The 23,947-nt window shown below is 37.7% G+C and carries 28 protein-coding genes; 14 read left to right on the forward strand and 14 right to left on the reverse strand.

Going from position 1 to position 23,947, the window contains the following annotated elements; all coding sequences use genetic code 11:
* Nucleotides 1-2 precede the first annotated feature (2 nt).
* The 3 genes from ALW18_17630 to ALW18_17640 form a co-directional block, all read right to left on the reverse strand.
* Nucleotides 3-608, reverse strand: coding sequence for a hypothetical protein (locus ALW18_17630; GenBank protein AOE54165.1), 606 nt, complete (start codon nt 606-608; stop codon nt 3-5).
* Nucleotides 609-751: 143 nt separating this feature from the next.
* Complete coding sequence (locus tag ALW18_17635) at nt 752-1,570, reverse strand: 2-dehydro-3-deoxyphosphogluconate aldolase (protein AOE54166.1); 819 nt, start codon at nt 1,568-1,570, stop codon at nt 752-754.
* 71 nt (nt 1,571-1,641) lie between these two features.
* Nucleotides 1,642-2,106, reverse strand: a complete 465-nt coding sequence (locus tag ALW18_17640; protein ID AOE54167.1) for a 2-dehydro-3-deoxyphosphooctonate aldolase — start codon at nt 2,104-2,106, stop codon at nt 1,642-1,644.
* A gap of 158 nt (nt 2,107-2,264) precedes the next feature.
* On the opposite strand from ALW18_17640, the gene ALW18_17645 reads away from it, so the two are divergent.
* Together ALW18_17645 and ALW18_17650 are read left to right on the forward strand one after the other, a co-directional pair.
* The gene (locus ALW18_17645; protein ID AOE54168.1) at nt 2,265-2,828 is read left to right on the forward strand and encodes a YeeE/YedE family protein; all 564 of its coding nucleotides are present in this window, start codon (nt 2,265-2,267) and stop codon (nt 2,826-2,828) included.
* Nucleotides 2,829-2,837: 9 nt separating this feature from the next.
* On the forward strand, nt 2,838-3,251 hold the full coding sequence (locus tag ALW18_17650) for a transporter (GenBank protein ID AOE54169.1): 414 nt from the start codon (nt 2,838-2,840) through the stop codon (nt 3,249-3,251).
* 229 nt (nt 3,252-3,480) lie between these two features.
* On the opposite strand, the gene ALW18_17655 is transcribed toward ALW18_17650, so the two are convergent.
* From ALW18_17655 to ALW18_17670, 4 genes are read right to left on the reverse strand one after another with little or no spacing between them, the layout of a single operon-like run.
* Complete coding sequence (locus ALW18_17655) at nt 3,481-4,128, reverse strand: phospholipase (protein AOE54170.1); 648 nt, start codon at nt 4,126-4,128, stop codon at nt 3,481-3,483.
* Between the two features lie 3 nt (nt 4,129-4,131).
* A complete protein-coding gene (locus tag ALW18_17660) occupies nt 4,132-4,470 on the reverse strand; it encodes a hypothetical protein (GenBank protein AOE54171.1) in 339 nt (112 codons plus the stop codon).
* Nucleotides 4,463-5,716 (reverse strand): dihydroorotase, encoded by a 1,254-nt coding sequence (locus tag ALW18_17665; GenBank protein AOE54172.1) that lies wholly within the window; start codon nt 5,714-5,716, stop codon nt 4,463-4,465. The genes ALW18_17660 and ALW18_17665 overlap by 8 nt, the downstream gene beginning before the upstream one ends.
* Entirely contained in the window at nt 5,713-7,641 is a 1,929-nt protein-coding gene (locus ALW18_17670; protein ID AOE54473.1) for a hypothetical protein, read from the reverse strand. Before ALW18_17670 ends, ALW18_17665 begins: the two co-directional genes overlap by 4 nt.
* A gap of 118 nt (nt 7,642-7,759) precedes the next feature.
* On the opposite strand from ALW18_17670, the gene ALW18_17675 reads away from it, so the two are divergent.
* The 3 genes from ALW18_17675 (at nt 7,760) to ALW18_17685 (ending at nt 10,737) form a co-directional block, all read left to right on the forward strand.
* Nucleotides 7,760-8,866: a 6-phosphogluconolactonase gene (locus ALW18_17675; GenBank protein ID AOE54173.1), complete on the forward strand. Its 1,107-nt coding sequence runs from the start codon at nt 7,760-7,762 to the stop codon at nt 8,864-8,866.
* Between the two features lie 2 nt (nt 8,867-8,868).
* Nucleotides 8,869-9,072, forward strand: a complete 204-nt coding sequence (locus tag ALW18_17680) for a hypothetical protein (protein AOE54174.1) — start codon at nt 8,869-8,871, stop codon at nt 9,070-9,072.
* Nucleotides 9,073-9,309: 237 nt separating this feature from the next.
* Nucleotides 9,310-10,737, forward strand: coding sequence for a fucose permease (locus ALW18_17685; GenBank protein ID AOE54175.1), 1,428 nt, complete (start codon nt 9,310-9,312; stop codon nt 10,735-10,737).
* A gap of 102 nt (nt 10,738-10,839) precedes the next feature.
* Here the strand turns inward: ALW18_17685 and ALW18_17690 are convergent, their stop codons facing one another.
* Nucleotides 10,840-12,186: a DEAD/DEAH box helicase gene (locus ALW18_17690; protein ID AOE54176.1), complete on the reverse strand. Its 1,347-nt coding sequence runs from the start codon at nt 12,184-12,186 to the stop codon at nt 10,840-10,842.
* Nucleotides 12,187-12,339: 153 nt separating this feature from the next.
* On the opposite strand from ALW18_17690, the gene ALW18_17695 reads away from it, so the two are divergent.
* From ALW18_17695 to ALW18_17710, 4 genes are all read left to right on the forward strand, one after another.
* Nucleotides 12,340-12,594: a hypothetical protein gene (locus tag ALW18_17695; GenBank protein ID AOE54177.1), complete on the forward strand. Its 255-nt coding sequence runs from the start codon at nt 12,340-12,342 to the stop codon at nt 12,592-12,594.
* 105 nt (nt 12,595-12,699) lie between these two features.
* Nucleotides 12,700-12,969 (forward strand): hypothetical protein, encoded by a 270-nt coding sequence (locus ALW18_17700; protein ID AOE54178.1) that lies wholly within the window; start codon nt 12,700-12,702, stop codon nt 12,967-12,969.
* A gap of 17 nt (nt 12,970-12,986) precedes the next feature.
* Nucleotides 12,987-13,481, forward strand: coding sequence for a hypothetical protein (locus tag ALW18_17705; protein AOE54179.1), 495 nt, complete (start codon nt 12,987-12,989; stop codon nt 13,479-13,481).
* 193 nt (nt 13,482-13,674) lie between these two features.
* Nucleotides 13,675-13,911: a hypothetical protein gene (locus tag ALW18_17710; protein AOE54180.1), complete on the forward strand. Its 237-nt coding sequence runs from the start codon at nt 13,675-13,677 to the stop codon at nt 13,909-13,911.
* 34 nt (nt 13,912-13,945) lie between these two features.
* Here the strand turns inward: ALW18_17710 and ALW18_17715 are convergent, their stop codons facing one another.
* From ALW18_17715 to ALW18_17730, 4 genes are all read right to left on the reverse strand, one after another.
* Entirely contained in the window at nt 13,946-14,971 is a 1,026-nt protein-coding gene (locus ALW18_17715) for a peptidase M28 (GenBank protein AOE54181.1), read from the reverse strand.
* A 35-nt stretch (nt 14,972-15,006) separates the two neighbouring features.
* On the reverse strand, nt 15,007-16,002 hold the full coding sequence (locus ALW18_17720; GenBank protein AOE54182.1) for a hypothetical protein: 996 nt from the start codon (nt 16,000-16,002) through the stop codon (nt 15,007-15,009).
* A gap of 155 nt (nt 16,003-16,157) precedes the next feature.
* Nucleotides 16,158-16,928 (reverse strand): dienelactone hydrolase, encoded by a 771-nt coding sequence (locus ALW18_17725; protein ID AOE54183.1) that lies wholly within the window; start codon nt 16,926-16,928, stop codon nt 16,158-16,160.
* Nucleotides 16,929-17,016: 88 nt separating this feature from the next.
* Nucleotides 17,017-17,565 carry a glutamine amidotransferase gene (locus ALW18_17730; protein ID AOE54184.1) on the reverse strand — a complete coding sequence of 183 codons (549 nt, stop codon included), beginning with the start codon at nt 17,563-17,565 and terminating at the stop codon, nt 17,017-17,019.
* 150 nt (nt 17,566-17,715) lie between these two features.
* Here ALW18_17730 and ALW18_17735 point away from each other — a divergent pair, with 150 nt between their 5' ends.
* On the forward strand, nt 17,716-18,408 hold the full coding sequence (locus ALW18_17735; GenBank protein ID AOE54185.1) for a hypothetical protein: 693 nt from the start codon (nt 17,716-17,718) through the stop codon (nt 18,406-18,408).
* A 75-nt stretch (nt 18,409-18,483) separates the two neighbouring features.
* Here the strand turns inward: ALW18_17735 and ALW18_17740 are convergent, their stop codons facing one another.
* The gene (locus tag ALW18_17740) at nt 18,484-19,707 is read right to left on the reverse strand and encodes a hypothetical protein (protein AOE54186.1); all 1,224 of its coding nucleotides are present in this window, start codon (nt 19,705-19,707) and stop codon (nt 18,484-18,486) included.
* A 143-nt stretch (nt 19,708-19,850) separates the two neighbouring features.
* Here ALW18_17740 and ALW18_17745 point away from each other — a divergent pair, with 143 nt between their 5' ends.
* The 3 genes from ALW18_17745 (at nt 19,851) to ALW18_17755 (ending at nt 21,369) form a co-directional block, all read left to right on the forward strand.
* Nucleotides 19,851-20,342, forward strand: coding sequence for an acetyltransferase (locus ALW18_17745; GenBank protein ID AOE54187.1), 492 nt, complete (start codon nt 19,851-19,853; stop codon nt 20,340-20,342).
* Between the two features lie 101 nt (nt 20,343-20,443).
* Nucleotides 20,444-20,815: a hypothetical protein gene (locus tag ALW18_17750; protein AOE54188.1), complete on the forward strand. Its 372-nt coding sequence runs from the start codon at nt 20,444-20,446 to the stop codon at nt 20,813-20,815.
* 26 nt (nt 20,816-20,841) lie between these two features.
* The gene (locus tag ALW18_17755) at nt 20,842-21,369 is read left to right on the forward strand and encodes a general stress protein (GenBank protein ID AOE54189.1); all 528 of its coding nucleotides are present in this window, start codon (nt 20,842-20,844) and stop codon (nt 21,367-21,369) included.
* A gap of 48 nt (nt 21,370-21,417) precedes the next feature.
* Here the strand turns inward: ALW18_17755 and ALW18_17760 are convergent, their stop codons facing one another.
* Nucleotides 21,418-22,389 carry a ribonuclease BN gene (locus ALW18_17760; protein ID AOE54474.1) on the reverse strand — a complete coding sequence of 324 codons (972 nt, stop codon included), beginning with the start codon at nt 22,387-22,389 and terminating at the stop codon, nt 21,418-21,420.
* A gap of 250 nt (nt 22,390-22,639) precedes the next feature.
* Here ALW18_17760 and ALW18_17765 point away from each other — a divergent pair, with 250 nt between their 5' ends.
* A complete protein-coding gene (locus ALW18_17765) occupies nt 22,640-23,932 on the forward strand; it encodes an NADH dehydrogenase (protein ID AOE54190.1) in 1,293 nt (430 codons plus the stop codon).
* The last annotated feature ends 15 nt before the right edge of the window (nt 23,933-23,947 follow it).

The following is a 23,947-nucleotide window of genomic DNA, read 5'->3' on the forward strand; positions in this document are numbered from 1 at the left end:
ACTTATTGGTTGCGGTCGTATTTAAAATGCATTACAGTACCGTATATAATATGGCATACGCCAAAGCCTAATGCCCAGAATTCCAGTCCATAGCCCATAAAGGCAGTTGCCACAAGCCCAATAGCTATTATAGTAAGCCCAAGGTAACGAACGTCCCTAACTGTATATTTACTTGCATTAATAATGCTAAGGCCGTAAAACAATAATGTAATAGGGGCAATAAGTCCGTAGTAATGATTGCGCAGCAAAAGTACAGCAAAGATACCACCTGTTACTAGTGGTATAAGAAAATTAATAACAAGACGCTTAGATGTAGCGTTCCAAATGGTTTCCTGCTGTTTCTTCGCCTTTCTCAACGTGAGTATATAAGCGGTAACTACCGAAAGCACAAACACAGCCGCTGCAATAAGAATCATTAATTTGAAAGAAGTGCTTTCCAGGGTAATATAGCTGCCGTAATTAAAATCATAAATGCGATGTACAGCATATGCCCCGATAAGCGCGTAGATGCCTGCCATGATACCTGCCATTCCGCTTAACGAAAGAAACTGCGATGACCTGTCCATCATTTTCTTTATGTCCTGAATGTCCTTTAAATAGTTTTCCATGTAAAAGTACTTTGAGTTACAAAGTAAATTAGAAAATTTGAATTGACAATGCGCTGCATCAAATTTTTTGTGAAATAAAAAAGGACAGCCAATGCTGTCCTCTTAATATAAGTTTTATTTACGGAGTATTTGATTAAGCCAAATTAGAATTGGTTAATGGTTTTTCTGATTGCTACCAGTTTTTCCATAAGGCCTTCAAAGTAATCAAGGTGAAGCATGTTTGCACCATCGCTTTTTGCATTAGCCGGGTCAAAGTGAGTTTCAATAAAAATTCCGTCTACGCCAACAGCTATACCAGCTTTAGCAACCGTTTCAATCATATCCGGCCTACCGCCTGTAACACCAATAGTCTGGTTAGGTTGTTGCAGTGAGTGGGTAACGTCTAACACTGTGGTAGCAAATTGCTGCATTGTAGGGATACCCCTGTAGTCAACAATCATGTCCTGGTAGCCAAACATAGTACCACGATCGGTCACCATTACATTCTCGTTATTTGAATCCAATACTTTCTGAACTGCGTGTTTCATACTTTCCGGGCTCATAAACTGACCTTTTTTAAGGTTTACCGTTCTTCCGGTTTCAGCAGCTGCAACCACAAGGTCGGTCTGGCGAACAAGGAATGCAGGTATCTGAAGTATATCTACATACTGTGCGGCAAGAATTGCATCCTGCTCTGTATGAATATCTGTAATAGTAGGAACACCAAACGTTTCAGAAACCTTACGTAATATTTTTAATGCTTTTTCATCGCCAATACCTGTAAAGCTATCAACACGCGAACGGTTTGCTTTTTTAAATGAGCCTTTAAAAACATAAGGTATCTGTAACCTGCTTGTTACTTCAACTGTTTTTTCGGCAATGCGCAGTGCCATTTCCTCACCTTCAATGGCACATGGCCCTGCAAGAAGGAAAAAGTTACCGCTATCTGTATTTTTAATTTGTGGTATATTCTGTAAGTTCATTGTTGTGTTATAATTTAGTGCAAAGATAAAAATAAAAAGACTCCGCTGTACAGGGAGGCTATAGAGTCTGTTTATGGTGCTATCGGCTTAATACTTAGTCCCTGTGGGGCTACAACCTTACCTTTTTCATAAAGATTGATGTATATTTTTTTAGGAGTAGAAAGCCCATTCCACGTAACTTCATAAATATCAAGTATCCCGGCACCCATCTCGTTTTTTTTAGATGGGAAGGGGCAGCAGCTATCAACTTTTTTATAAACCAAAGCCTGGCCTTCCGGACCTGCAAGTGCACCAAAGAAACGTTTAACGTTTATTTCTGCAGCAGTTACAGGCAAAAAACCCAGGTTTACAGGATAGTCCTGATCATAGGCATATTTCCTGCTGTTACTGGTTTCTGTTATTATAAAATTCTTCTCTTTATTAAGTGCAGGCATAATGGCATTATCATCGATATTTTTGATGGTATTTCTTGTACTTACGCACGAGGTGGAAACAAATGCCATTGCAAGAAGGGAAATAAGCAGGTACTTTTTCATAGGTTGATAAATTGTACATCAAATGTAATAATTTTTGTGGATGTTTTTATGTGTGGGTCTGAAGTCCGATGAGTGTCTTGAGTCTATTGTCTAATATCTACCATCTAATATATTATTACTAATCCTGAATTGTTACTTTTGTAAAAAATAAAACCAATATGGAGAGTTTATACGGTACCTGGCCGTGGTATGTGTCGGGATTCCTGATTGGGTCGGTTATGCTGGCTCTTATTTATTTCGGAAAAACATTCGGAATGTCGTCCAACCTGCGTACTATGTGTACCATACTCGGGGCAGGCAAAACAAGTGATTTCTTTAAATTTGACTGGAAAACACAACGCTGGAACCTTGTTGTTGTACTCGGTGCAATGATAGGCGGATATATTGCAGTACATTTTTTAAGCGATCCTTCTCAGATGGTTGAGCTTAACCCTAAAACGGTAACCGAATTACAGGCAATGCATATTGATGCGCCAAATGGTAAATTATTGCCGGATGCCCTAACAAGCGCAGAAGCACTACAGTCGCCTAAAATATTAGGTATCTTATTGTTGGGCGGATTATTGGTTGGCTTTGGTACGCGCTATGCCGGAGGATGTACTTCAGGCCATGCAATAACTGGGCTAAGCACGCTGCAGTTGCCATCGCTTATTGCGGTAATAGGATTTTTTATTGGCGGTCTTATTATGTCATGGCTGCTTTTACCTCTATTTTTTAATTAAGATCTTCTCATGAAATTTATAAAATATTTACTGGTAGGTATCGTATTCGGTATCGTACTTACAAAATCAGAGGCGGTATCATGGTACCGTATTTACGAGATGTTCCATTTTCAGTCGTTTCATATGTTCGGAATAATTATGACAGCTGTTGTCGTTGGAACTATCGGAGTGCAAATTATCAAGCGTAACAATATTAAGGATGTTAGCGGAGAACCAATTGTTTTTCCTGATAAGAAAAAAGGCTTTAGCAACTATTTTGTTGGAGGTACATTCTTTGGTTTGGGCTGGGGACTTATAGGCACATGCCCGGGACCAATGTTTATTCTTGTAGGCGCCGGTTTCTACGGAATAGGAGTAGTATTGCTTGGTGCTTTAGTGGGAACTTACATTTATGGTTTACTTAGAAATAGACTGCCTCATTAGGATGGATAATTTTGATGGAATGACTGTAAATGAAAGATTATATGTTGGTGGACTGATTGATAAATTTGACCTTGCCGTTAGAAATAGACAACATGAAGAAGTTAGGGAAATACTTTTAAAGGTTCATGTTGATGAAAGCTCTATCAAGGAAATTTTAAAGAATATATAAAAACAAAAAGGGTAGAAGCTTAAAACCTCTACCCTTTTTGTTTTTATATAAAATTGTGTACTACTTATTGAGCCAGCTCACCAGGTCATAAAAGTTCTGAGGAGCAACACCGTGCCCGGCATTGTACTCGTGGTATTCTACATCCAATCCTAAATTCTTAAGGAATTCCGGTGCTTTACGCGCCCATTCAATTGGGATAACCTGGTCTACTGTTCCGTGGGAAATAAAGAAGCGTACTTTAGATGCGTCTTCAGCATGAAGGCTTTTGCCTACGATATCCATGTTTAAATAACCGCTAAGGGCTAAAACGCGTTTCACTTTTTCAGGATAGGTAAGTGCAACAGCGTAGCTTAATATGGCACCCTGGCTAAAACCTGCAAGTGTTATATTATCTTTATCTATTGGATATGTTGCTATAAGCTCATCGATAAATTTTACAATAAGGTCACGTGATTCAGCAGCCTGCTTATCGTCAGAGAACTTATTCATGTCGTTGTCAAACGTAATGGCATACCATGCATGGCCGCTGTATTGCGGCAGGTTATATGGCGCCCTTGCTGAAACAATAAAGTATTCATCGGGTAATTGTGCTGCAAAAGAGAAAAGATCTTCCTCGTTGCTTCCGTAGCCGTGTAATAGTAGTAGTAATGGATTTTTATCCTTTTTAACTTTTGGTTCTCTAACGAGATGGTGTAACGATAAATCCATGTATTATAATCCTTTGAATAATTTTTGAAAAAGTGGTCCTAAAAGAGGTACCTCATTCATTCTGCCGGATACCGCTCCTAAAAAGCCATACATCCAAAGAATGAAAAAGAAAATATAAAATGCAGATGATACCATCCAGCTGTTAAATGTTCCTACAGGATAGCCCAGGGCAAAAAACAGCAATACTAAACCCAGAGACTGCCTGATGTGAAAAGACGCAAATGTGCTTCTCTTTTCTATATCGCTATTCATTACCATCGCAATAATACAGCCTATAATTGTTAGATAGGCTATAATCGCGTTATTCTTTCCTCTTTCTAAATCGGTTATTTTATTATTCATTCAAAAGTAATTTTCCCTGGTTGTAAATTCCGTAAGCTTTGCCTTTAAGTGTTTGTCCTAAAAAGGCTGAGTTTTTCGACTTCGATTTGATATCTGATTTTGTAAATGTCCAGTTTGTTTCCGGATTGAAAAGAGTGAACGATGCAGCAGCACCCTCTGTAATGTCATGGTTTGCAAAACCGAATACAACTTTACCGGCAGTGAATTTATCAACGATAACTTCAAGCGGAAGTATAGTTTGTAATGCTCCAAAAGCACTTTCAAATCCTATAGTACCATCTTTAGCAAGATCAAACTCCAGCTTTTTATTTTCGATATCAATAGGATTGTGATCTGATGTAATGATATCTATTGTTCCGTCAAGAACAGCATCAATAAGTGCTTTTCTTTCGCTGTCAGGGCGTAGCGGAGGCATAACTTTATAACGGGTGTCAAAGTCGGTAAGTACTTCATCCGTTAGTATCAGGTTGTGGATAGCCACACTGCATGTTACATTAAGTCCCTTGGCTTTTGCCTCACGAATCAGCTGAACCGATTTTGCAGTAGAAATAGTAGGTATGTGCATTTTACCACCTGTATATTCTAGTATGTAAAGATTACGTACTATCTGCAGTTCTTCTGCAAGGGTAGGGATACCCTTAAGCCCTAAACGTGTGCTAACAATACCTTCGTGCACAACACCTTTACCTTTAACATTGCTATCTTGTGCGAAAGCAATAACCAGTCCGTTGAAGTCCTGAACGTATTGCAGGGCAATCTTTAGGATACCTGCATCAGTAATCGATTTATTATAGTCACCAAAAGCAATAGCCCCGGCATTTTTCATGTCAAAAAGTTCAGCAATATCTTTACCTTCACTATTTTTAGTCAGTGCCCCAATCGGGTGAAGTTTTGTTGCAGCGTGAGCCGATTTGGTAAGCAGGAAACTAATATCTGCCTGTCTTTCTGCTACAGGTGTACCTGTTGGTTGCAGGGCAATATCGGTAAATCCGCTTTCAGCAGCCACGTTAAGTCCGTTTGCAATGGTCTCCCTGTCTTCATAGCCGGGTTCGCCAAGGCTAACCGAACTGTCAAACCAGCCTTTAGATATGTGAAGGTTATCTAGTTCTATAGTATCAAAACCATCTTCGGTGATGTTTTTGCCAATCTTTTTTATGATGCCGCCTTCAACCTGTATGTCTACAGCCTGCTTGTGGTGCACACTGTCTTTATCTATAATAACGGCGTTTTTGAAAATCAGGTTCATTTTATAAATTTTTGGATAAAAAGTTCAACTAATAGGAAAATCAATGTACCAATAATGAACCATTTCCACAGTTCACTGGCAGTCCTTTCCGATTTAATATCATTGTATACCGTTGCCACAGAATCGGCTTCGGTAAATTTACTGGCAAGAGCTTTGTTTTGCAGGGCAAGGTTACTTTCTGTCCTGGCATGGTTAAAGCTAATATTCTTTAAATTCTGGTCATTTTTGTATACGGCAAAGTTACCGGCTTCTTCGGGATAATCACCAAAAGAAAGCTTTACTTTATTATTCAGCAATTGCTGCATCGGTATAAAGTCGGTCTTTTCGTTTTTAACTGTCAGCACTTCATCCTTAGATAACAAAGCATCAAGCAGTAGGTTTTGGTTTTCACCGATAGTTATCGCGCTGATACCCGTTTTACCGCTATTTTGTGCCATGTTATAAAACGTAGGTACAATAAGGGGAGAGTTCTGGAAGTTACTATTGGTTTTGTTTATCGCAGCAGTAAATACATATACATTACCAAGCTTGTTGCTTAGTGAGGCTAAAAACGGAGTCTGGTCATCATAGCTTAGTACAGGTAATACATTTCCACTAAGTGTAAAACCTGTGGTTGCTTTAGGGTATTGAAAGTTATCTGTTTTCTTTTCAAACACCGTTGCATAAAGCGGATGGTTAAAAGCAATTTTAGTGATCTGTCTTTCGTTGCTGTTTGCGTTTTTAAACTGGCTACCGCCAAAAGCGCCCATCAGGCTGTTCAGGTTCTGTATACCGCTGTCTGCTGCCGGAATGATTACTACATTACCGCCTTTAGCATAAAATGTTTTAAGCGTAGTAATAAGTGCCTGCGGAATATCTTTAATTTCATTTAGGATAATTGCATCCTGCTTTTCAAGATTGTTATAATCGAGTGTGCGAAGTTCTGATGAAGTGAAATTAAAGTCATCGTCGGTATAGATCCTAGAAAGGAAATTATTCTTAGCCGCGTCGCCAATAGCAGTTACGTTAGATTTCTGTGGTTTGGAAATACTAAAGTAATAATTGTTGTCATATGTAAGGCTATTGTCATTTATTGACACATAGCCGTGAAAATCTTTTTTCGGAATGGTAAACGTTCCCGATTTTTTATTGGTGTCAAACTTTACGATAGTTTTCGCCGTAAGGCTGCTGCCATTATATAATGCGATAGGAACATCATTTTCAACATCACCAAATGCTTCCATGTCTACTTTTATCTCATAAAAGTTATCCATTACCTGAGAGATGTAAACACTGTCAATAGCTACATTATTAGTGTTTTCTGCTTCGGGTACTATAAAATAAGTAGGGGAGCTGCTGTTGAATTTTGAGATATTCTTACTGTCAAGATTAACAGCATCGGTAATTACTACAATATCTTTTCCGCTGTTTGGGTTTTTTGCTTCAGCTTTCGTTAAAAGAAAATCAGGACGAAAAGGCACATCACTATACGTAAGATTCTGTAAATCTTTCTGTATCGATTTTATGTCGGTATCCCACCAGGCGTTGGTATTTGTAATAAGCGAGAATTGCTGATTTTCGGGCGTGTTTTCAAGAATGTCCTGAACGGCGCGCTTTAAAAGTTCGCCCTTACTGCCTTTTGCCTGCATAGAGAATGAGTTATCCAGCAGGATCACCATTTCATTACCTTTATTATTATCGTCTTTTGCTTTAAAGAAAGGTTGTGCAAAAGCTACAATAAGGCAGGCTAGTAATAGCAAACGCGTTGCCAGCAAAAGCCATTTTTTAATTTTAGAGCTCTTACGGGTTTGCATGCTGAGTTCCTTCAGGAAGCGTACATTGGTAAAATATTCTTTTTGGAAACGGCGCAATTGAAACAAATGGACCAGAATGGGAATTGCAAGCAGGAAAAGAAAGTATAGAATTTCCGGGTGTTTAAACTGCATTTCGTTTGAAAGTTTGTCAAAAATACAAATTTTTATTCTAAACAGCATAGCAATTATGCTCCATAAATTTCACATAATATTTAAATACTTTACTTTTGTTATCACTAATTTGCAAAGAATGAAAATAGCCAAAATACTACTATTGCTTGTGTTTATGAATGTTAATGCTCAGGATAACTATAACCTTGTTATTGGAACTTATACTAATACTTGCGAAAGCAAAGGTATCTATGTGTATGATTTTAACGTGAATACACTTGTCTTCAAAGAAAAAAACGCAACCGATAAAGTTGTTAATCCAAGCTACCTTAGTGTAAATGCAGCTAACAATGTTATTTACAGTGTTAATGAAGACGGCGATAAAAGCGAGGTTACTTCTTTTAAATATACTCCGGCTAACGGAAAATTAAGCCAGCTTAACAGGAGAGACGCAGAAGGAGCCGACCCTTGTTATATTATCAATGACGATAAAAATGTAATTGTTGCCAACTACACCGGCGGCAGTATTGCTGTTTTTGGTAAAAAGAACGATGGAAGCCTTACCGATGCTAAGCAGGTGATAAAGCACACAGGCAGCAGTATTAATAAAGAGCGTCAGGAAAGTGCACACGTACACATGGTGTATTTTTCTCCCGATAAAAAATATGTTTTTGTAAACGATCTTGGTACCGATAAGATCTATATATATAATTATCACCCTGAAGCAGGCGATAAACCACTTACACTCAAGGAAACTGTAAGTGTAAAACCGGGCAGTGGCCCAAGGCATCTTGTTTTTAACCCTAACGGGATTTTCGTTTACCTGCTTAATGAGCTTACCGGTACGCTGCATGCGTATAGCTACATCAACGAGAAGATGGAACTTATCCAGGAAGTAAGCCTTACCCCGAAAGAATTTGTTGGGATGAATGGCGGGGCGCATATTCAGTTCTCTAACGATGGTAAATATTTATATGCAACCAATAGGGGAGATGCGAATTCAATATCAGTATTTAAAGTGCACAGTAACGGAAAAGTAAACCAGGTACAGCAGATAAGTACTCAGGGTAGTGGTCCGCGTAACTTTACTATAGATCCTACCGATAATTATGTTTTAGTAGCTAATCAGAATACCAATAACATAATTATTTTTAAAAGAGATAAAACTACAGGGATGCTTACAGATACTACAAAGAAAATTGAATTGTGTTCTCCAGTATGCCTGATCTTTACGGCTAACAAATAATTTTGATAGTTGCCATTTTTCTTATAGCGGATGCACTAAGGCTTTTGACAATTGTTTTTGCATTAGCATTATTTACAGCGGTTATACTAACGTTGCTTTTATGGTATGCACTTAAAGATAGGCTTAAAGGTTTTTGGTGGACGGCATTGCTATTTATAGTGGTACTTGTTTTCCTGCTACTTTTAGTTTTTACGCAATTTTTATAATGTTATTGCTGTAATAATTCGGGTATATAAAAGTCAAAAATGCAATATACCACGTTTTCGTTTTTCATTTTTGTTAACATATAAGTCATTTTAAAAGAAAAATGCCAGTATTTATACTTTAGGGTGTTGAATTATTTTCAATGCCCTTATTTTTTTTAGAATAATTTAAAAGTTGATTACCGTCAAGGTCAATCGCTATTAAATTTATAATTTGTGCGTCCAAAATAACATCTATTAATGAGTACTTCAACACAAAAGAATCAGAAGCCAAATTACACGGTTCCGCTGATTACAATCACACTTTTATTCTTCATGTGGGGTTTTATTACCTGTATGAATGACATATTGATACCCTACCTTAAAAAACTGTTTGAGCTTACCTTTTTAGAGTCTATGCTTGTGCAGTTTTGCTTTTTTGGAGCTTACTTTTTAGGCTCACTAGCGTACTTTATCGTATCTAATGCATATGGTGACCCGATAAACAAAGTTGGCTACAAAAACGGAATCATAAGCGGTATCATCGTTTCTGCATTAGGTTGTGTATTGTTTTTCCCTGCAGCTACATTTTCTGTTTACGGACTGTTTTTAGGAGCACTATTCGTATTAGGGTTAGGCTTTACTATCCTTCAGATAACGGCAAATGCTTATGTTTCGCTTTTAGGAAGTGAAGACAGTGCTTCTAGCCGTCTTAACATGACACAGGCTTTTAATGCGTTTGGAACGACTATCGCGCCGATATTAGGAGGTTTCCTTATCTTCGGCTCAAGCCAGGATCATGAAATAACTGCCGAAGCCACACGTGTACCATACCTTGTATTTGCAGGTATCTTATTATTGGTTGCCCTGTTAATCTATAATGTAAAGCTGCCATCATTCCAGGCGGAAGAAGAAGGAGTTGAAACTAATGGCTTAGGTGCTTTAAAGTTCCCTCAGCTTAAATTAGGTGTACTTGGTATATTCTGCTACGTAGGAGGTGAGGTTGCTGTAGGTAGCTTTATAATCAGTTTCCTTGAAAAAGATTACATCATGGGATTAAGCGAAGCGGTAAGTAAAAACTATTTAGCTGTTTACTGGGGTGGTGCTATGATAGGTAGGTTCTTAGGTGCTATATCTTTAAATCACAGCTTAAGCCAAACCAAAAAATACCTGTTTATGTTGGTAACGGCTGCTTTGGTGTTTCTTCTTATTTATAGTGTAGTTGATCTTACATTCGGTCAGTTAAGTTTCTTCCTTGTATTTATCGCCCTTAACTTTGTGGCATTCATGATAGGAAAATCGGCTCCGGCCAGAACACTTGCAGTGTTTGCGACCATTAACGTAGCACTGTTATTATCGGCTATGTTTAACGAAGGCGAAATGGCAATGTACAGTATATTAGGTATAGGTATATTTAACTCTATTATGTTCTCTAACATTTATACGTTAGGTATCTCAGGGCTTGGTAAATACACCAGCCAGGGATCGTCATTACTTGTAATGGCAATATTAGGAGGTGCATTGGTTCCGGTTATTCAGGGAGCTATTGCCGATTCTGATCCTGTTTACGGTGTACAGCACTCGTTTATTGTACCGGTATTTTGTTACCTGTACATACTTTTCTTTGGTATTTACTGCTCAAGAAAACTTAAGAATGTAGAACATGCATCTAATGCTTCAGGGCATTAATACTGCAATCATCATATACTAAAAATGCCGCTCATTGAGCGGCATTTTTTGTTTGTATCTAAAAGAAAAGCACTGCGATTGCAGTGCTTTAAACTAAACTTTCTATTTGTCTTTATCTTTTCTCTTTTTGTCACGGGCTCTTTCAACACCACGGTTACGTGATTTTGTTTTGCGGGGTTTCGTTTTGCCCGGTCCGCCAAGGTTAACTTTCTTATTCTTATCTTTCTTTTCATGAAAGCCACCTGTAGATTTTTTAGGCGCTTTAATCAGGACTTTCATTTTTACTTTGTCCTTTTCGAAATCAAGCATACGCTCGGCGATTTCAAGGCCTTCAGGAAGTTCGAGGAATTCAACCTCTTTTTCCATCAGTACTTCTGCCTGCACCTCAATATCTTCTTCAGATGGAGCTATAAAGCTAATCGCGATACCTGATTTATCTGCACGACCTGTACGTCCAATACGGTGAATGTACTGTTCAGGTGCTTCTGGGAACTCCATATTAATAACATGGGTAATATCAGAAATATCGAGTCCACGTGCCATTACATCTGTAGTAATAATACCTCTTAGTTCTCCTTCCTGAAAAGAAGCCATAGTATTTAACCTGTAGTTCTGAGATTTATTGGAGTGAATAACCCCAAATTGTCCCGGGAAATCCTCAAGTGAATCGGCTACAAGATCGGCAGTTCTTTTATTGTTTACAAAAACCAATACACGCGAAATACTTTCGTCGTTTTGTATAAGGTTTTTAAGCAGGTTTACTTTTGTAAGGAAGTTAGGTACACGATACCCAAGCTGTTCAATCTGGTCAAGCGGTGTACCACTAGCTGCCAGTGAAACTTCTTCAGGAAAATCAAAGTAATCATTAAGCATGTCATCTACTTCATCGGTCATTGTTGCCGAGAAAAGGATGTTTTGCCTTTTAGATTTCATCATTGCCAAGATCGACTGAACCTGTACGCGGAAACCAAGATTCAGTATCTCGTCAAACTCATCAATAACGAGTTTCTTTACCTCGTCAAAACGTACAACATTATCAAGTGCAAGATCCATCATCCTTCCGGGCGTACCCACAAGAATATCTACACCTTCGTAAACTCTTTTCTTTTGAGTATTAATATTTACGCCGCCATATACACCAAGTGTACGAACCGACATAAATTGGGTAAGTTTTTCAACTTCTTCCACCACCTGAACAACAAGTTCACGGGTAGGAACAACAATTACTACACGTGGTACGTGTATATCGGCGAACTTCCACTGCTTAAGTATCGGCAATAAGTAGGCAAAAGTTTTACCTGTACCTGTTTGTGCAATACCCATCATGTCCCTACCTGAGAGTATAACCGGCATAGCCCTTAGCTGAATAGGCGTAGGGGTAGTGAAGCCGAGCTCGTCAATGGCTTTTTGTAGTGCTTTTGGAAGGTCTAAATCGTGGAATGTGGCCATGTAAATGCTATATTTTGTGCAAAGATAGGCATTTTAAGCCGAAGCACCGCCGGATAGCCTTATTACAACGTGGTTATGGACAGAAGTAAATTAACAAAACCTTTTCAAAATTTGAATTTTAGCATGCTATCTTAGCTATATAAATTAACAGCCATGTCAGAATTCGTAGTAATAGGAAACAATATTTCAACAGCCACAATCAGGGATTATCTCTTTGCAAAAAAGATAGATAAAGGCGATTCACTGGTACTTAATGTCACAGATTATGAAAATATTCTTGATGAGATAAGAAACTCGGATGAGCCAATAGATATTCCTGTAAATGTTTTGGGAGTCCTGCTTATAAAAGATACATCAGGAGATGTGCCGGCAGGAAAAGTACAAATAGTAAAAAACGAACAGTTATAAAAAACGGCATTCTTACTTACTTTTATAAATCGTGAAAAAGCTTCGTAGTAGTGCCCGAAGCTTTTTTTATGCCCGTAAATTAACTATTCAATAAAAAAATATAAAATGATAAACGAGAATTTTAAGCCCGTAAAACAGGCTTTTGAGAAAGCCGGGGTAGATGTTAAAAAGGCCGAATTCAGTATTACGGAATACTCACTGAATACAGACCTGAGCTTTAAATTTGAAAATCTGGGTGAGTTGCTGCGTTTCCTGGAAGTGTCTGCACATTCAGAAAAATTTAAGGCTATAAACGCTATGCTTGTTGATTCAGGTATTGATCCTAATAATTTTTTCTATGTGAATTTCTATAAACAAAAGGTTGCCGAACTATAATTTAAAAATACATTTTTATGGATTTAGGATATCTAAAAATAAAGATTGACATAAAGACGGAGCACGACGATGCTAAAAAGAAATATAACTTTAAGAAGAAAGAGCTTAAAAAAGATGAAGTTAAAAAGGTGTTTGAAGGTTTTAAGGAGTTCTTTAAGAATGACGGCCATTTTAAATTCAAAGAAAATGAACATAGCATAGTTGCCGAATATAAAGACCATGGCGTTAAACTGGACATGGATATCTATAAAAATATAGATAACGATGATTTTAACCTTAACGGTACAATTGAGACTTATGATGAAGAGGTCTTTGAATTTGTTGTAGAAGGTGTTTGTAATAGCGATTATACTTTACAGCCTGCATTTGTTGACGAACAAGAAAGAATGGTACATGAAACCCGATATTATAAAGACTTTATCGATGATGAAATAACCTATACTTTTCAATACAGGATAACAGGCAGAGAAGAGGTTTATTCAAGCATGCAGGAATTTATGCTTGCATTGTGAGATAATTTTCCGCCAAATAATACGTTAATATAGCATATAATGATTAATTTTGCCCTTGTAAAACAATATGAAGGAGCATTGCAAGTTATTATTATTTGCACTAATGGTGGTGAGCGCTTTTATACTATTTAAATATCGTCCCCCCTTTTACAACTAAACAAACGTTATTTATCTTTAAAGGTTAAGAAAGGACATGAAATTATTTTCTCTAATATTATCTCTAATAGTATTTTTTGGCGCACTGTATTTTTTTGCCATTAAAATTGCCTATGTAAGCACGCTCGATGATGTAATTTATATTTCATTATTAATAACACTTATGGCTATATGTGTTATCGGAGTAATTATCAACTGGGAGTTTTTCAGGAAACGAAAAAAAAATAAACTGATATTGTTTGTCACAAACAATTACTCTAAAAAGAATAAATAAAAAAAACCGCAATTGCGGTTTTTTTTGTGGGTTGTTATTTCTTATCTACTACAGGTCGGTTTTCTCTGTTAGCAAGCTCCCAGGCAGTAACAAATGCCAGTTGAGCCCTTTTACTAAGTAAATCATATTCAATTTTATCAGGGGTATCACCTGGTTTATGGTAATCGGCATGTACGCCGTTAAAGTAAAATATAATAGGAATACCTTTTTTAGCAAAGTTGTAATGGTCAGATCTGTAATAAAACTGATTAGGATCATTATCCGCATTAAAGGTATAATCCAGATTCAGGTTCGTATACTTTTTATTAGCTTCCTCATTAATATTATGAAGGTCTGTACTCAATCTGTCAGAACCGATAACATACACGTAGTTGCCATTATCTTTATGAGCATCATCACGGCGTCCTATCATATCAATATTAAGGTCGGCAATAGTGTTGCTTATTGGGAACAAAGGATTTTCAGAATAGTATCTTGACCCGTGCAGCCCGTGCTCTTCGCCGGTAACATGAAGGAACAATATAGAGCGTTTGGGTCCGTAACCGTCTCTTTTAGCCTGCATAAATGCCTGTGCGATTTCAAGTAGCGCTACAGTACCCGATCCGTCATCATCAGCACCATTATACACCTCGCCGTTTTTCATACCCACATGATCGTAGTGTGCAGAAATTACAAGTACTTCATCAGGTTTTTCAGAACCCTCAATATATGCCCAGATATTTTCTGAATTGCCCAGTTTGGGGCTAAACTGCCTTTGCATAAATTCTGCTGGTACAGTCTGGTAAAAATCTTTTGCGCCTTTAGGGAAAGACATACCTTCTGACTTATATTGTTCTATCAGGTATCTTCCTGCCTTTTTCTGACCTTCGGTACCTGTGTCGCGACCCTGCATTTCGTCTCCGGCAACAATGTATAAATGTTTTTTAAGGTCTGAAGCCGAAATGGTGTTCATGTATTTATTTACATCGGCTTTGGCGTAATCCTTCTTTTTTGAAGTCTGCGAACCCGCACACGATATAAAGAGGCTTGATGCTATTGCGAGCACACATAATCTTGTCATAGATAAAATTTTATTGATAACGTAAATATAAGTTTTTAATGCATATTTAATACAATATACATTAAAGTAACTACACAAATTATTGCAATGCAAATAAAGTTAATGATAAACAGGACTATACTTTTGATTCTGGAAATAGCCCTTGTTTCACCATAAAATCTTCTATGTGATCTGAAGAAATAAAAGAAGGAATACAGTAAAAAAATAAGGCGTATTATGGTAACGAATGTATTTGCATCTATTGAAAACACATAGCCTAATAGCCAATTTATTACCATAATAATTGTTATTGATAGTAATAGAAAGGAAAAGTAATGTAACGTAAATATTCCGTGATCAAAAAAGTACCAACGTTTTTTTCCATGCATAAGCCATAACCAAAATGCAAAGATAGGCATATATATAAAAAGCACTTTAGGAAGAGTATGAGCCGCCGCAATCATCAGGTCTCTTGTGGATAGGTTATTTTCGCCAACTTTTAAAACCATCTTATTAGAGTAGTATTCATAAAAAGGCATTTTATTCTTATCACTTAAGGAATTTTGTACCGAATCAAGCTGGGTAACAGTATATATCCTTTTATTACCTATATCTAAACCTTTTTCTATTTTAGTACTTTTGTCATGATTTTCAGCTCCATACTTTATCCCATCTCCGGATAGTGTCAGTTCTGTGTCTACATTAGTATCGGCTATTTTATAATCGTGTTCAGCATCCGGTGCCATTATAGCCATTAAAAAGAACGTCACAAAACTTATAAAGATATATAGTTTTACAGGCGGTACATAACGCATTCTGTGGCCGAGTAAATATTCAATCGTAAGTCTTCCCGGACGGAACAAAAGATACTTAATGGTTTTCCAGAAAGCACCATCGTAATGTGTAAGGTCTTCTGCAAAATGCGTTAGCAAATGATGGAAAGATTGTCGTGTCTCTGTATTTTGCTGCCCGCATTTAGAGCAATAAGCAACATCTACAGTATAACCGCAGTTTTGACATTCGTTATCATTACGAAGTTTATGGTGTGACATGTTTTAAGCTTTTGACTGAAATTAAAAAGTTAAAACTATTAAAAATATGTCAATAATGTTTTCTATATTTGAAAAATGATGAAAATAGTATAATTTAGTTTTAAGAAAAAGCCTCCCTTATTACGAGAGGCTTTTTTTACTTTTACTGAGTACGGTTATTTCTTAGGAAATAATTCATCTAAAAACAACTCAAAATGTTGCCATGAACGTTTATCGGCTTTTTCGTTATAAGCAGCACCTTTACTGTTATCGTTACCTGCAGCTTTTTCGGTAAATGCGTGTACCGCATTACTGTAGTAAATCATTTGCCAGTCGGCTTTGCCATCATTCATTTCTTTTTGGAAAGCTTCAATATCTTTTTGAGGAACATGAGGGTCATCGGCACCATGAAGTATTAATACTTTTGGCTGTACAGCGCCGTTTTTTCTAGAAGCATCTTTGCCTAAACCGCCATGAAAACTAACTACACCTTTTACATTGAGTCCGCCACGTGCTGCCTCAAGAGCTCCGGTTCCTCCAAAACAATAGCCAATAACAACAATGTTGTTAGCGTCGGCACCACTTTTAATCAGCTGATCTAAGGCCGCTTTTATTCTTTTTTGGTACGCGTTGTAATCATTTTTATAAAATCCGGACAGCTTGCCTGCATCCTGTGGTGTTTTAGGGTAATTGCCTTCTCCATAAATGTCAGCAATAAACGCATGGTATCCTTCACCGGAAAGTTTTTGGGCAACTTCTGTAGTGTGGTCATTTATACCCAGCCAGGCCGGAAGAATAAGTATACCCGGGTTTTGTTTTAGCGGTTTTGCCGGAACTGCGGCAAAGCCATTTAGTTTCTGCTCGCCTTCTTTATAGGCTACGGGTGTAAGCTGTGCATTTGCATTTATAGCCATAATAGTAAGCAGTAATGCTATTTTTGTTTTCATTGGTAATTGATTTACGTAAATATAAAAAAGAAAGCTTTCATACACAATGGTACGAAAGCCTTCGGTGAATCAAAGTACTAACCTTCAATTAGCTTCTCTGAAGTTCGTGTTTACCTTCTTTAATTTCTTCAACCATTTTTTTGTTGAAAGCAGGCAGGTCGTCCGGAGTACGGCTCGTTACAAGTCCGTTATCCACAACAACTTCTTTATCTACCCAGTTTGCACCGGCGTTTTGTAAATCTTTTTTGACTGACATAAAAGATGTAAGTTCCCTTCCGTCTACCACTTCGGCATTAATAAGTATCTGCGGACCGTGGCATATAGCTGCTACAGGTTTTTTCTCATCAAAGAAGGACTTAACAAATGCAATAGCATTATCATGTCTCCTTAAAAGGTCGGGGTTTATAACACCTCCGGGTAGTACAAGTGCATGGTAATCGCCAGATGATACTTCATCCAGAGTATAATCAACCTCATATGCTTTGCCCCAGTCTTTTTCTGCCCATGCTTTTATAGTACCGCTTTTAAGGCTTACGATATCTGCTGTCCAGCCTTGCTGTTCAAGATATTCTTTTGGCGATTTTAGTTCGCTTTCCTCAAAACCGTCTGTTGCCAATATTGCTACTCTCTTGCTCATAGTTGTAATTTTTTGTCGTTAATAATTCAGTGATTATAAAATTACGTTTCGATGCCCGTGATTACTGATAAGGCTGTATTAAAGTTGTGCTAATGTTTGTTAATGAGATACATATCATCACTAATTTAGGATGATAATTTTTAACACCTTATGAAAGATATATTCGAGTGGAAGCGCTTGTTGTTTAACGACCTCCCTTTTCAGTTTTTAATAGAAGTAATATTCCGTACCATAATAATGTTTACGGTCGTACTGTTAACATTAAAATTTGCGGGTAAAAGAGGAGTAAAGCAGCTGTCTATTTTCGAAGTTGTTATTATTATCTCTTTAGGGTCTGCTGCGGGCGACCCAATGTTTTACGAAGATGTTGGCCTTATACCTGCCATTTTAGTTTTTACTGTAATACTTTTTATGTACAGGGCCGTCACCTGGTTATTAGGCAAAAGCAAACGTTTTGAGAATTTCATAGAAGGCAAAGTACATTGCATTATAGAAGACGGGCAATTTTCAATTCAAAGCTTTGAAAAGGAAGATTTGGCACAGGACGAATTTTTTGCTGAACTCAGAATAAGATCTATAGAGCATTTAGGCCAGGTTCGTAATGCATATATGGAAACCAATGGTGCAATAAGTGTCTATTTTTATGACGATGAAAATGTAAAATACGGATTGCCGATACGTCCTCAGCTATTCAATTTAAAAAGCGTTACCATACCCAAAGCAGGAATTTATGCATGTACATTTTGTGCAAACACCCAAAAGTTAGAGCCTACATCGGGTACTTGTACAGTGTGCGAAAGAAATGAATGGGTAGAGGCTATTAAATCTAAAAGGATAGTTTAATAAACTGATGTTTCTAAAAACAAATAAGCACCACTATGGCGGGTGGTGCTTACTTTCAAATATAATAGAATTAACTTAACCTCTTCTTGATGATCCTCCTGCCGAACGTGCCGGCGCACTTTGAGCCGGTGCGCTTTGTCTTGCCGGAGCCGGTGTGCTTCTCATAGCAGGAGCACTTTGTTGTCTTGCCGGAGCACTCTGTTGTATGTTATTGCTTCGTGCTGGTGCAGATTGCTGTACCGGTGCCGATCTTTGTATTGCAGGAGCACTTTGCTGTCTTACCGGAGCACTTTGCTGTATAGCATTATTGCTTCTTGAAGGTGCTGTATATGTTTCACTTCTTTGTGTGCTTCTCACTGCGTTATTCGTACTTCTTGCTGGAGAATCTACATTTCTAACAGATTGATTGCTTCTGGAAGGCGTTACTGTATTGTTGCCTGAAGATCTCACGGCATTTCCGTTTTGCCTTACTGTGTTTACATTGTTAGCTCTTGACACGTTATTTGAACGTGATGAATTCGTGAAAGAACTTCTGCTTCCATTAGTTCTTGAACCACTTCTGCTTTGTTCAAGTGTATATCTATTTGTAGCATTGTTGTTTCTGCTGCTAAAAGATCTGCCTGGGTTCTGTCTTTCGTACGCATTCTGTCTTCTTGAATTATATAAGGCCGCTGCACGCGAACTACCTCTCGAATTTGTATAGGCGTAAGTGTTTCTTGAGTTTATATGTACGTGTACATTACGTCTGTATCGGTTAACAGGGTAGGGTGCCCAATACGTGTAGTAAGTTGGGTAATAACCCCAGTACCATGGTGAGTAGTAAGGACGGTAGCTGTTCATCCAGAATATATCGAACATAACCGGCCTTGAAACATATACCGGCTCATATATATAGTTTGAACCGTACATGTAAACATCTCCTACAACCTGTACTTGTACATTATTGTTGCTATCTCTCTCAATTTCTATGGTAGCGACATCCTGAAAAGTGTCCTGAGCCAGTACTGCCTGTAATATTATAAGGTGAGTATTGTTCTCGGTAGCTTCAATTACTCTTAGGTAATCTACCCTGTTGTCACCGTTAAGGTCAAGGTTAGATATCATTAGTTCAGGATCGTTAAGCCTTCTTTCAAAATCTTCAAGATCGCTGGATTCTCCAAATATAGATGCTACAGCCTTAAGGTCAAGGTTATCGCTTATGTCGCTGTTATTAGCCCGAACGGTTGTAACATCTTGTGCAATAGCATCAGCTGTAAAAAACAGTGTAAAAAGGGCTATATGTTGTAATATCGTTTTCATGGTTATTGTTATTTAGGTTTGCCCGGTTATTGTAATTTTTGTTGATTGATTAACAATATCCAATTACTGTGCCAATATTTTTTTTGTAACTTTACATATATGTAAGAGCCTGTATTTACGGGGGTTTTAAAAATATAAAAATTATGGAGATACGCAAAGCCGCTATTGGAGATTTTGAAATAATAAATGGTCTTGCCGTAAGTACATGGCCTGATGCCTATAGTAAAATACTGTCTCAGGAACAGATAGAATATATGCTTGACGAAATGTACAGCCTTAACGCTATTACAGATCAGATCGCTATTAAAGGTCACCATTTTCTTATTTTATCTGCCGACGGAAAAGATCTTGGTTTTGCTTCGTATGAACTTAATCATCTTTCGGAGGTAACAAAACTCCACAAATTATATGTGCTGCCTGAAACACAGGGAACAGGCGCAGGGAAACTATTATTATCTAAAGTAGAGAATGCGGCTAAAGCAAACGGTAACGATAAGATTATACTTAATGTAAACCGATTTAATTCTGCCGTAAACTTTTATGTTAAGAATGGTTACGTAAAAGTAAAAGAAGAAGACATTAATATTGGTAATGGTTATCTTATGGAAGATTTCGTAATGGAAAAGCAGCTTTAATTGCAAAGTTTATAATAATATTCGGTTTATATTATGATGTCACTAACACATGTTTAATGGCATAAAGGGTAAATTTATGTATAATTTAAACCCTGATAATCATGATAGTACAAATTCCAGACCTTCCGGATACAATGGTTGGCTTCCGCGCAGACGGTGAAGTAACCAAAGACGATTTTGAAATCGTAAAGCACCAGGTGTCAAGCCTGGTAGAAAAAACAGGAAAACTTAACTACCTTTTATTCCTGAATACATCTCCATCTGAATTTACAGCAGGCGCCTGGCTACAGGATGCCCTTCTTGGTATTAAGAACATTACCAAATGGAACCGTGCTGCAATTATAAGTGATTCTGAAACCGTGATTAATTTTACAGATATATTCAGTAAACTTATGCCGGGTGAATTCCGCGGTTATCCAAAAGCTGATTATAATGAAGCTGTTGACTGGGTTTCCGGCCGAAGCGAAGACTAATTACTAACCAACAAAACGCTATAACTATGTCAGATCCTAATTCTAAAGATAATTTTAAAGATCTCTTTAACGGTGAGGCCAGAGCCAAGATTAAAGAGATGGCAAAAGATATAAATATATGTATGTTCTGTACAGAACTGTCTGTAAGGCCTGTACCTACGCGACCAATGAGTGTTGCCGATATTGATGATGATGGTAACCTTTGGTTTATCAGCTCAAAGAAAAGTAATAAGAATTTTGAGATAGGCCATGATGATGATGTGCAGCTTATCTTTGCAAAAAACGCAGATGCACATTTTCTTTCGGTATATGGTAAGGCTATTGTCTATAAAGATAAAGCCCATATTGAAGAGGTGTGGACACCAATGGCTAAGGCCTGGTTTGACGAAGGTAAAGAAGATCCGGATGTTACGGTGATTAAAGTTGAGCCTACAGATGCATACTATTGGGATACCAAAGATGGTAAAATGATATCTATGTTAAAATGGGCCGCAGGTACTATTACCGGAAACATGAAAGATGACGGTGGGGTAGAAGGCCGACTGAATGTATAATTTTACTACACAACTATAACTGAAAAACTCCCTGGCAAGGGAGTTTTTTTATGCTTCAGGCTTTGGTTCATCTTCATGCTTTGTAGGCGGGATGAATTTTACATGCCTCTCTGTTTCTTTTTGTTCTATGTATACCGCATAATCTGCGGGTTCTATATGTGCGCCAATAAAGCTGGCATACTCGCGGGTAAATTCTGCTCCAAAATACAATATTGCCGCGGTATAATATACCCATAAAAGAATAACAATTATAGATCCGGCTGCTCCGTAAGGGGAACCCGCTGCTGTAGTATTTATATAAATGCCTATTACATAACTGCCCAGCATAAATAGTAACGATGTAAAAAATGCTCCGGCACGTACATCCTTCCATGCTATTTTAGCATCGGGAAGCACTTTGAATATTACTCCAAACAGAACGGTAATTACCAGGAAGCTTATTACAAAATTCACAATGTTTACAATTATTAGTGTAAGATCGGGGAAGTACGATTTCAAAATATCATTAAGTGCTACAAGTGCACCATTTATTATTAATGATACGATTAGCAAAAAGCCAAGCCCAACAATTATTGAACCTGATAGCAACCTGTCTTTAATAAGCTTTAACCATCCCTTCTTAGGTTTTGCTTTAACGCGCCATATCATATTAATTGAATCCTGTATTTCACCAAATACCGTGGTGGCACCAATTACCAGTGTTACCCCACCAATAATAGCCGAAAAGGTAGACTTTCCGGAAAGTTGAAGGTTGCGTATTATCTGCTGTACCTGTGCCGCGGCTTCGTTACCTATAAGTCCGTTTATTTCTTCAAAAATCCTTCCTTCACTGGCTTCCTGTCCAAAAATTACTCCTGCAAGCGAAATAATAAGTAATAATAAGGGAGCAAGGGAAAACAGTGTATAGTAGGATAAGGATGCACTAAGTTTTAAACCCTTATCTGCCATGAACCCTGTAAAGGTATTTTTTAGAATGGTAAAGGTGTTCTTTAGCGCTTTTTTAGAGAAATAATTTTTCATAATACGGTTAATTATTGTCATAAAAATACATATCACCTCAGGCAAATACCACAAAATTAACATAACTATAAATTGGGCTGTTAAAAAAATGCCTGTTAAAATAGCAGCAATTTAATATGCAGGCATAAAACCCAATTATTTCATAAAAGTGCTGTGCGCAGCGTAGGCAATCATTGCCGGGTAGCGTTAAAATTTGTAACTTTATACAGGTATTTTGCACAAAAAAATATGTGCAGTAAATGAGCAATAGATGAGAATAGTGATAGTAGGAGGCGGCTTTGCAGGTATCAATCTTGCTAAAGGCCTTGCAGGCGACAAAAATTTTGAGGTAACTCTTGTAGACAAGAACAACTACAACTTTTTTCCGCCATTAATATATCAGGTAGCAACTGCCTATCTGGAACCGTCAAGTATAAGTTATCCGTTCAGGAAACTGTTTGTAAAAAACGGCAATATCCATTTCCGTTTAGGAGAAGTACTTTCGGTAAGGCCGCAGGATAATGTTGTTGTGCTTAACAATGGTGAGCTTGAATATGACAGGCTTATATTTGCTACAGGTGCAGAAACCAGCTACTTTGGTATGGAGAACGTTAAGAAGAATTCTATACCTATGAAAACACTTAACGATGCTATCGAAATGCGTAACAAACTATTGCAACGTATGGAAAAAGCTGCTATTTGCAAAAATAGCCGTGAGCGCCGTAAATACCTTAATATCGTTGTTGCAGGCGGAGGCCCTACGGGGGTTGAGGTTTCGGGTATGTTTGCCGAAATGCGTAACGGTATACTTAGAAAAGAATATCCTGAGCTTTCTACCAGTGCCAGCAATATTTACCTTGTAGATGGGGGAGATGCTTTATTGGCACCAATGAGCAAAAAATCACAAAAAGATACTTATGATGCCCTAAACAAACTGGGAGTAATTGTAAAGCTAAATACCCGTGTAGTTGACTTTAAAGACGATACGGTCTACTTCCATAACGGAGAGACTATTCAGTCTAAAAACCTTATTTGGGCAGCAGGGGTAATGGCTAAGAAATTTGATGGTCTTCCTGACGAAAGCTATGGCAGGGGACAGCGATTTGCCGTAGATGCCTTTAATAAAGTTAGTAATTCAAATAATATTTATGCTTTGGGCGATACCTGTATTCAGTTAACGGATGCTGCATTTCCTAATGGACACCCGCAGGTTGCGCAGGTGGCAATACAGCAGGGTATATTATTAGCTAAGAATTTTAAAAACGAGCTTAAAAACAGTCCGTTGAAAGCATTTAAATACCACGATAAAGGGTCTATGGCTATTATTGGAAAGAACAAGGCTGTAGCCGATCTTCCTAAGCCCGAAATGCACTTTAAAGGTTTCATAGCATGGGCTATGTGGCTGTTTGTCCACCTTATGTCTTTAATAAGCTATAGAAACAGGGTTACAACATTCTTTAACTGGATGATTGCCTATTTTGCTAAAGACCAGTCTTTACGTATGATTATTAGGCCGGATAAAACAAGAAAAAAAGAAGATGTAAAATTACCACCCGTTCAGTAAGTAACGGCTTAAATA

This window comes from Flavobacterium psychrophilum, from assembly GCA_001708385.1.
Classification (GTDB): domain Bacteria; phylum Bacteroidota; class Bacteroidia; order Flavobacteriales; family Flavobacteriaceae; genus Flavobacterium; species Flavobacterium psychrophilum_A.

Excerpts from the sequence above, each read along its gene's own strand:
- ALW18_17630 (AOE54165.1), bottom strand. The coding sequence starts at position 608 with ATGGAAAACTATTTAAAGGACATTCAGGACATAAAGAAAATGATGGAC.
- ALW18_17635 (AOE54166.1), bottom strand. The coding sequence starts at position 1,570 with ATGAACTTACAGAATATACCACAAATTAAAAATACAGATAGCGGTAAC.
- ALW18_17640 (AOE54167.1), bottom strand. The coding sequence starts at position 2,106 with ATGAAAAAGTACCTGCTTATTTCCCTTCTTGCAATGGCATTTGTTTCC.
- ALW18_17645 (AOE54168.1), top strand. The coding sequence starts at position 2,265 with ATGGAGAGTTTATACGGTACCTGGCCGTGGTATGTGTCGGGATTCCTG.
- ALW18_17650 (AOE54169.1), top strand. The coding sequence starts at position 2,838 with ATGAAATTTATAAAATATTTACTGGTAGGTATCGTATTCGGTATCGTA.
- ALW18_17655 (AOE54170.1), bottom strand. The coding sequence starts at position 4,128 with ATGGATTTATCGTTACACCATCTCGTTAGAGAACCAAAAGTTAAAAAG.
- ALW18_17660 (AOE54171.1), bottom strand. The coding sequence starts at position 4,470 with ATGAATAATAAAATAACCGATTTAGAAAGAGGAAAGAATAACGCGATT.
- ALW18_17665 (AOE54172.1), bottom strand. The coding sequence starts at position 5,716 with ATGAACCTGATTTTCAAAAACGCCGTTATTATAGATAAAGACAGTGTG.
- ALW18_17670 (AOE54473.1), bottom strand. The coding sequence starts at position 7,641 with ATGCAGTTTAAACACCCGGAAATTCTATACTTTCTTTTCCTGCTTGCA.
- ALW18_17675 (AOE54173.1), top strand. The coding sequence starts at position 7,760 with ATGAAAATAGCCAAAATACTACTATTGCTTGTGTTTATGAATGTTAAT.
- ALW18_17685 (AOE54175.1), top strand. The coding sequence starts at position 9,310 with ATGAGTACTTCAACACAAAAGAATCAGAAGCCAAATTACACGGTTCCG.
- ALW18_17690 (AOE54176.1), bottom strand. The coding sequence starts at position 12,186 with ATGGCCACATTCCACGATTTAGACCTTCCAAAAGCACTACAAAAAGCC.
- ALW18_17695 (AOE54177.1), top strand. The coding sequence starts at position 12,340 with ATGTCAGAATTCGTAGTAATAGGAAACAATATTTCAACAGCCACAATC.
- ALW18_17700 (AOE54178.1), top strand. The coding sequence starts at position 12,700 with ATGATAAACGAGAATTTTAAGCCCGTAAAACAGGCTTTTGAGAAAGCC.
- ALW18_17705 (AOE54179.1), top strand. The coding sequence starts at position 12,987 with ATGGATTTAGGATATCTAAAAATAAAGATTGACATAAAGACGGAGCAC.
- ALW18_17710 (AOE54180.1), top strand. The coding sequence starts at position 13,675 with ATGAAATTATTTTCTCTAATATTATCTCTAATAGTATTTTTTGGCGCA.
- ALW18_17715 (AOE54181.1), bottom strand. The coding sequence starts at position 14,971 with ATGACAAGATTATGTGTGCTCGCAATAGCATCAAGCCTCTTTATATCG.
- ALW18_17720 (AOE54182.1), bottom strand. The coding sequence starts at position 16,002 with ATGTCACACCATAAACTTCGTAATGATAACGAATGTCAAAACTGCGGT.
- ALW18_17725 (AOE54183.1), bottom strand. The coding sequence starts at position 16,928 with ATGAAAACAAAAATAGCATTACTGCTTACTATTATGGCTATAAATGCA.
- ALW18_17730 (AOE54184.1), bottom strand. The coding sequence starts at position 17,565 with ATGAGCAAGAGAGTAGCAATATTGGCAACAGACGGTTTTGAGGAAAGC.
- ALW18_17735 (AOE54185.1), top strand. The coding sequence starts at position 17,716 with ATGAAAGATATATTCGAGTGGAAGCGCTTGTTGTTTAACGACCTCCCT.
- ALW18_17740 (AOE54186.1), bottom strand. The coding sequence starts at position 19,707 with ATGAAAACGATATTACAACATATAGCCCTTTTTACACTGTTTTTTACA.
- ALW18_17745 (AOE54187.1), top strand. The coding sequence starts at position 19,851 with ATGGAGATACGCAAAGCCGCTATTGGAGATTTTGAAATAATAAATGGT.
- ALW18_17750 (AOE54188.1), top strand. The coding sequence starts at position 20,444 with ATGATAGTACAAATTCCAGACCTTCCGGATACAATGGTTGGCTTCCGC.
- ALW18_17755 (AOE54189.1), top strand. The coding sequence starts at position 20,842 with ATGTCAGATCCTAATTCTAAAGATAATTTTAAAGATCTCTTTAACGGT.
- ALW18_17760 (AOE54474.1), bottom strand. The coding sequence starts at position 22,389 with ATGAAAAATTATTTCTCTAAAAAAGCGCTAAAGAACACCTTTACCATT.
- ALW18_17765 (AOE54190.1), top strand. The coding sequence starts at position 22,640 with ATGAGAATAGTGATAGTAGGAGGCGGCTTTGCAGGTATCAATCTTGCT.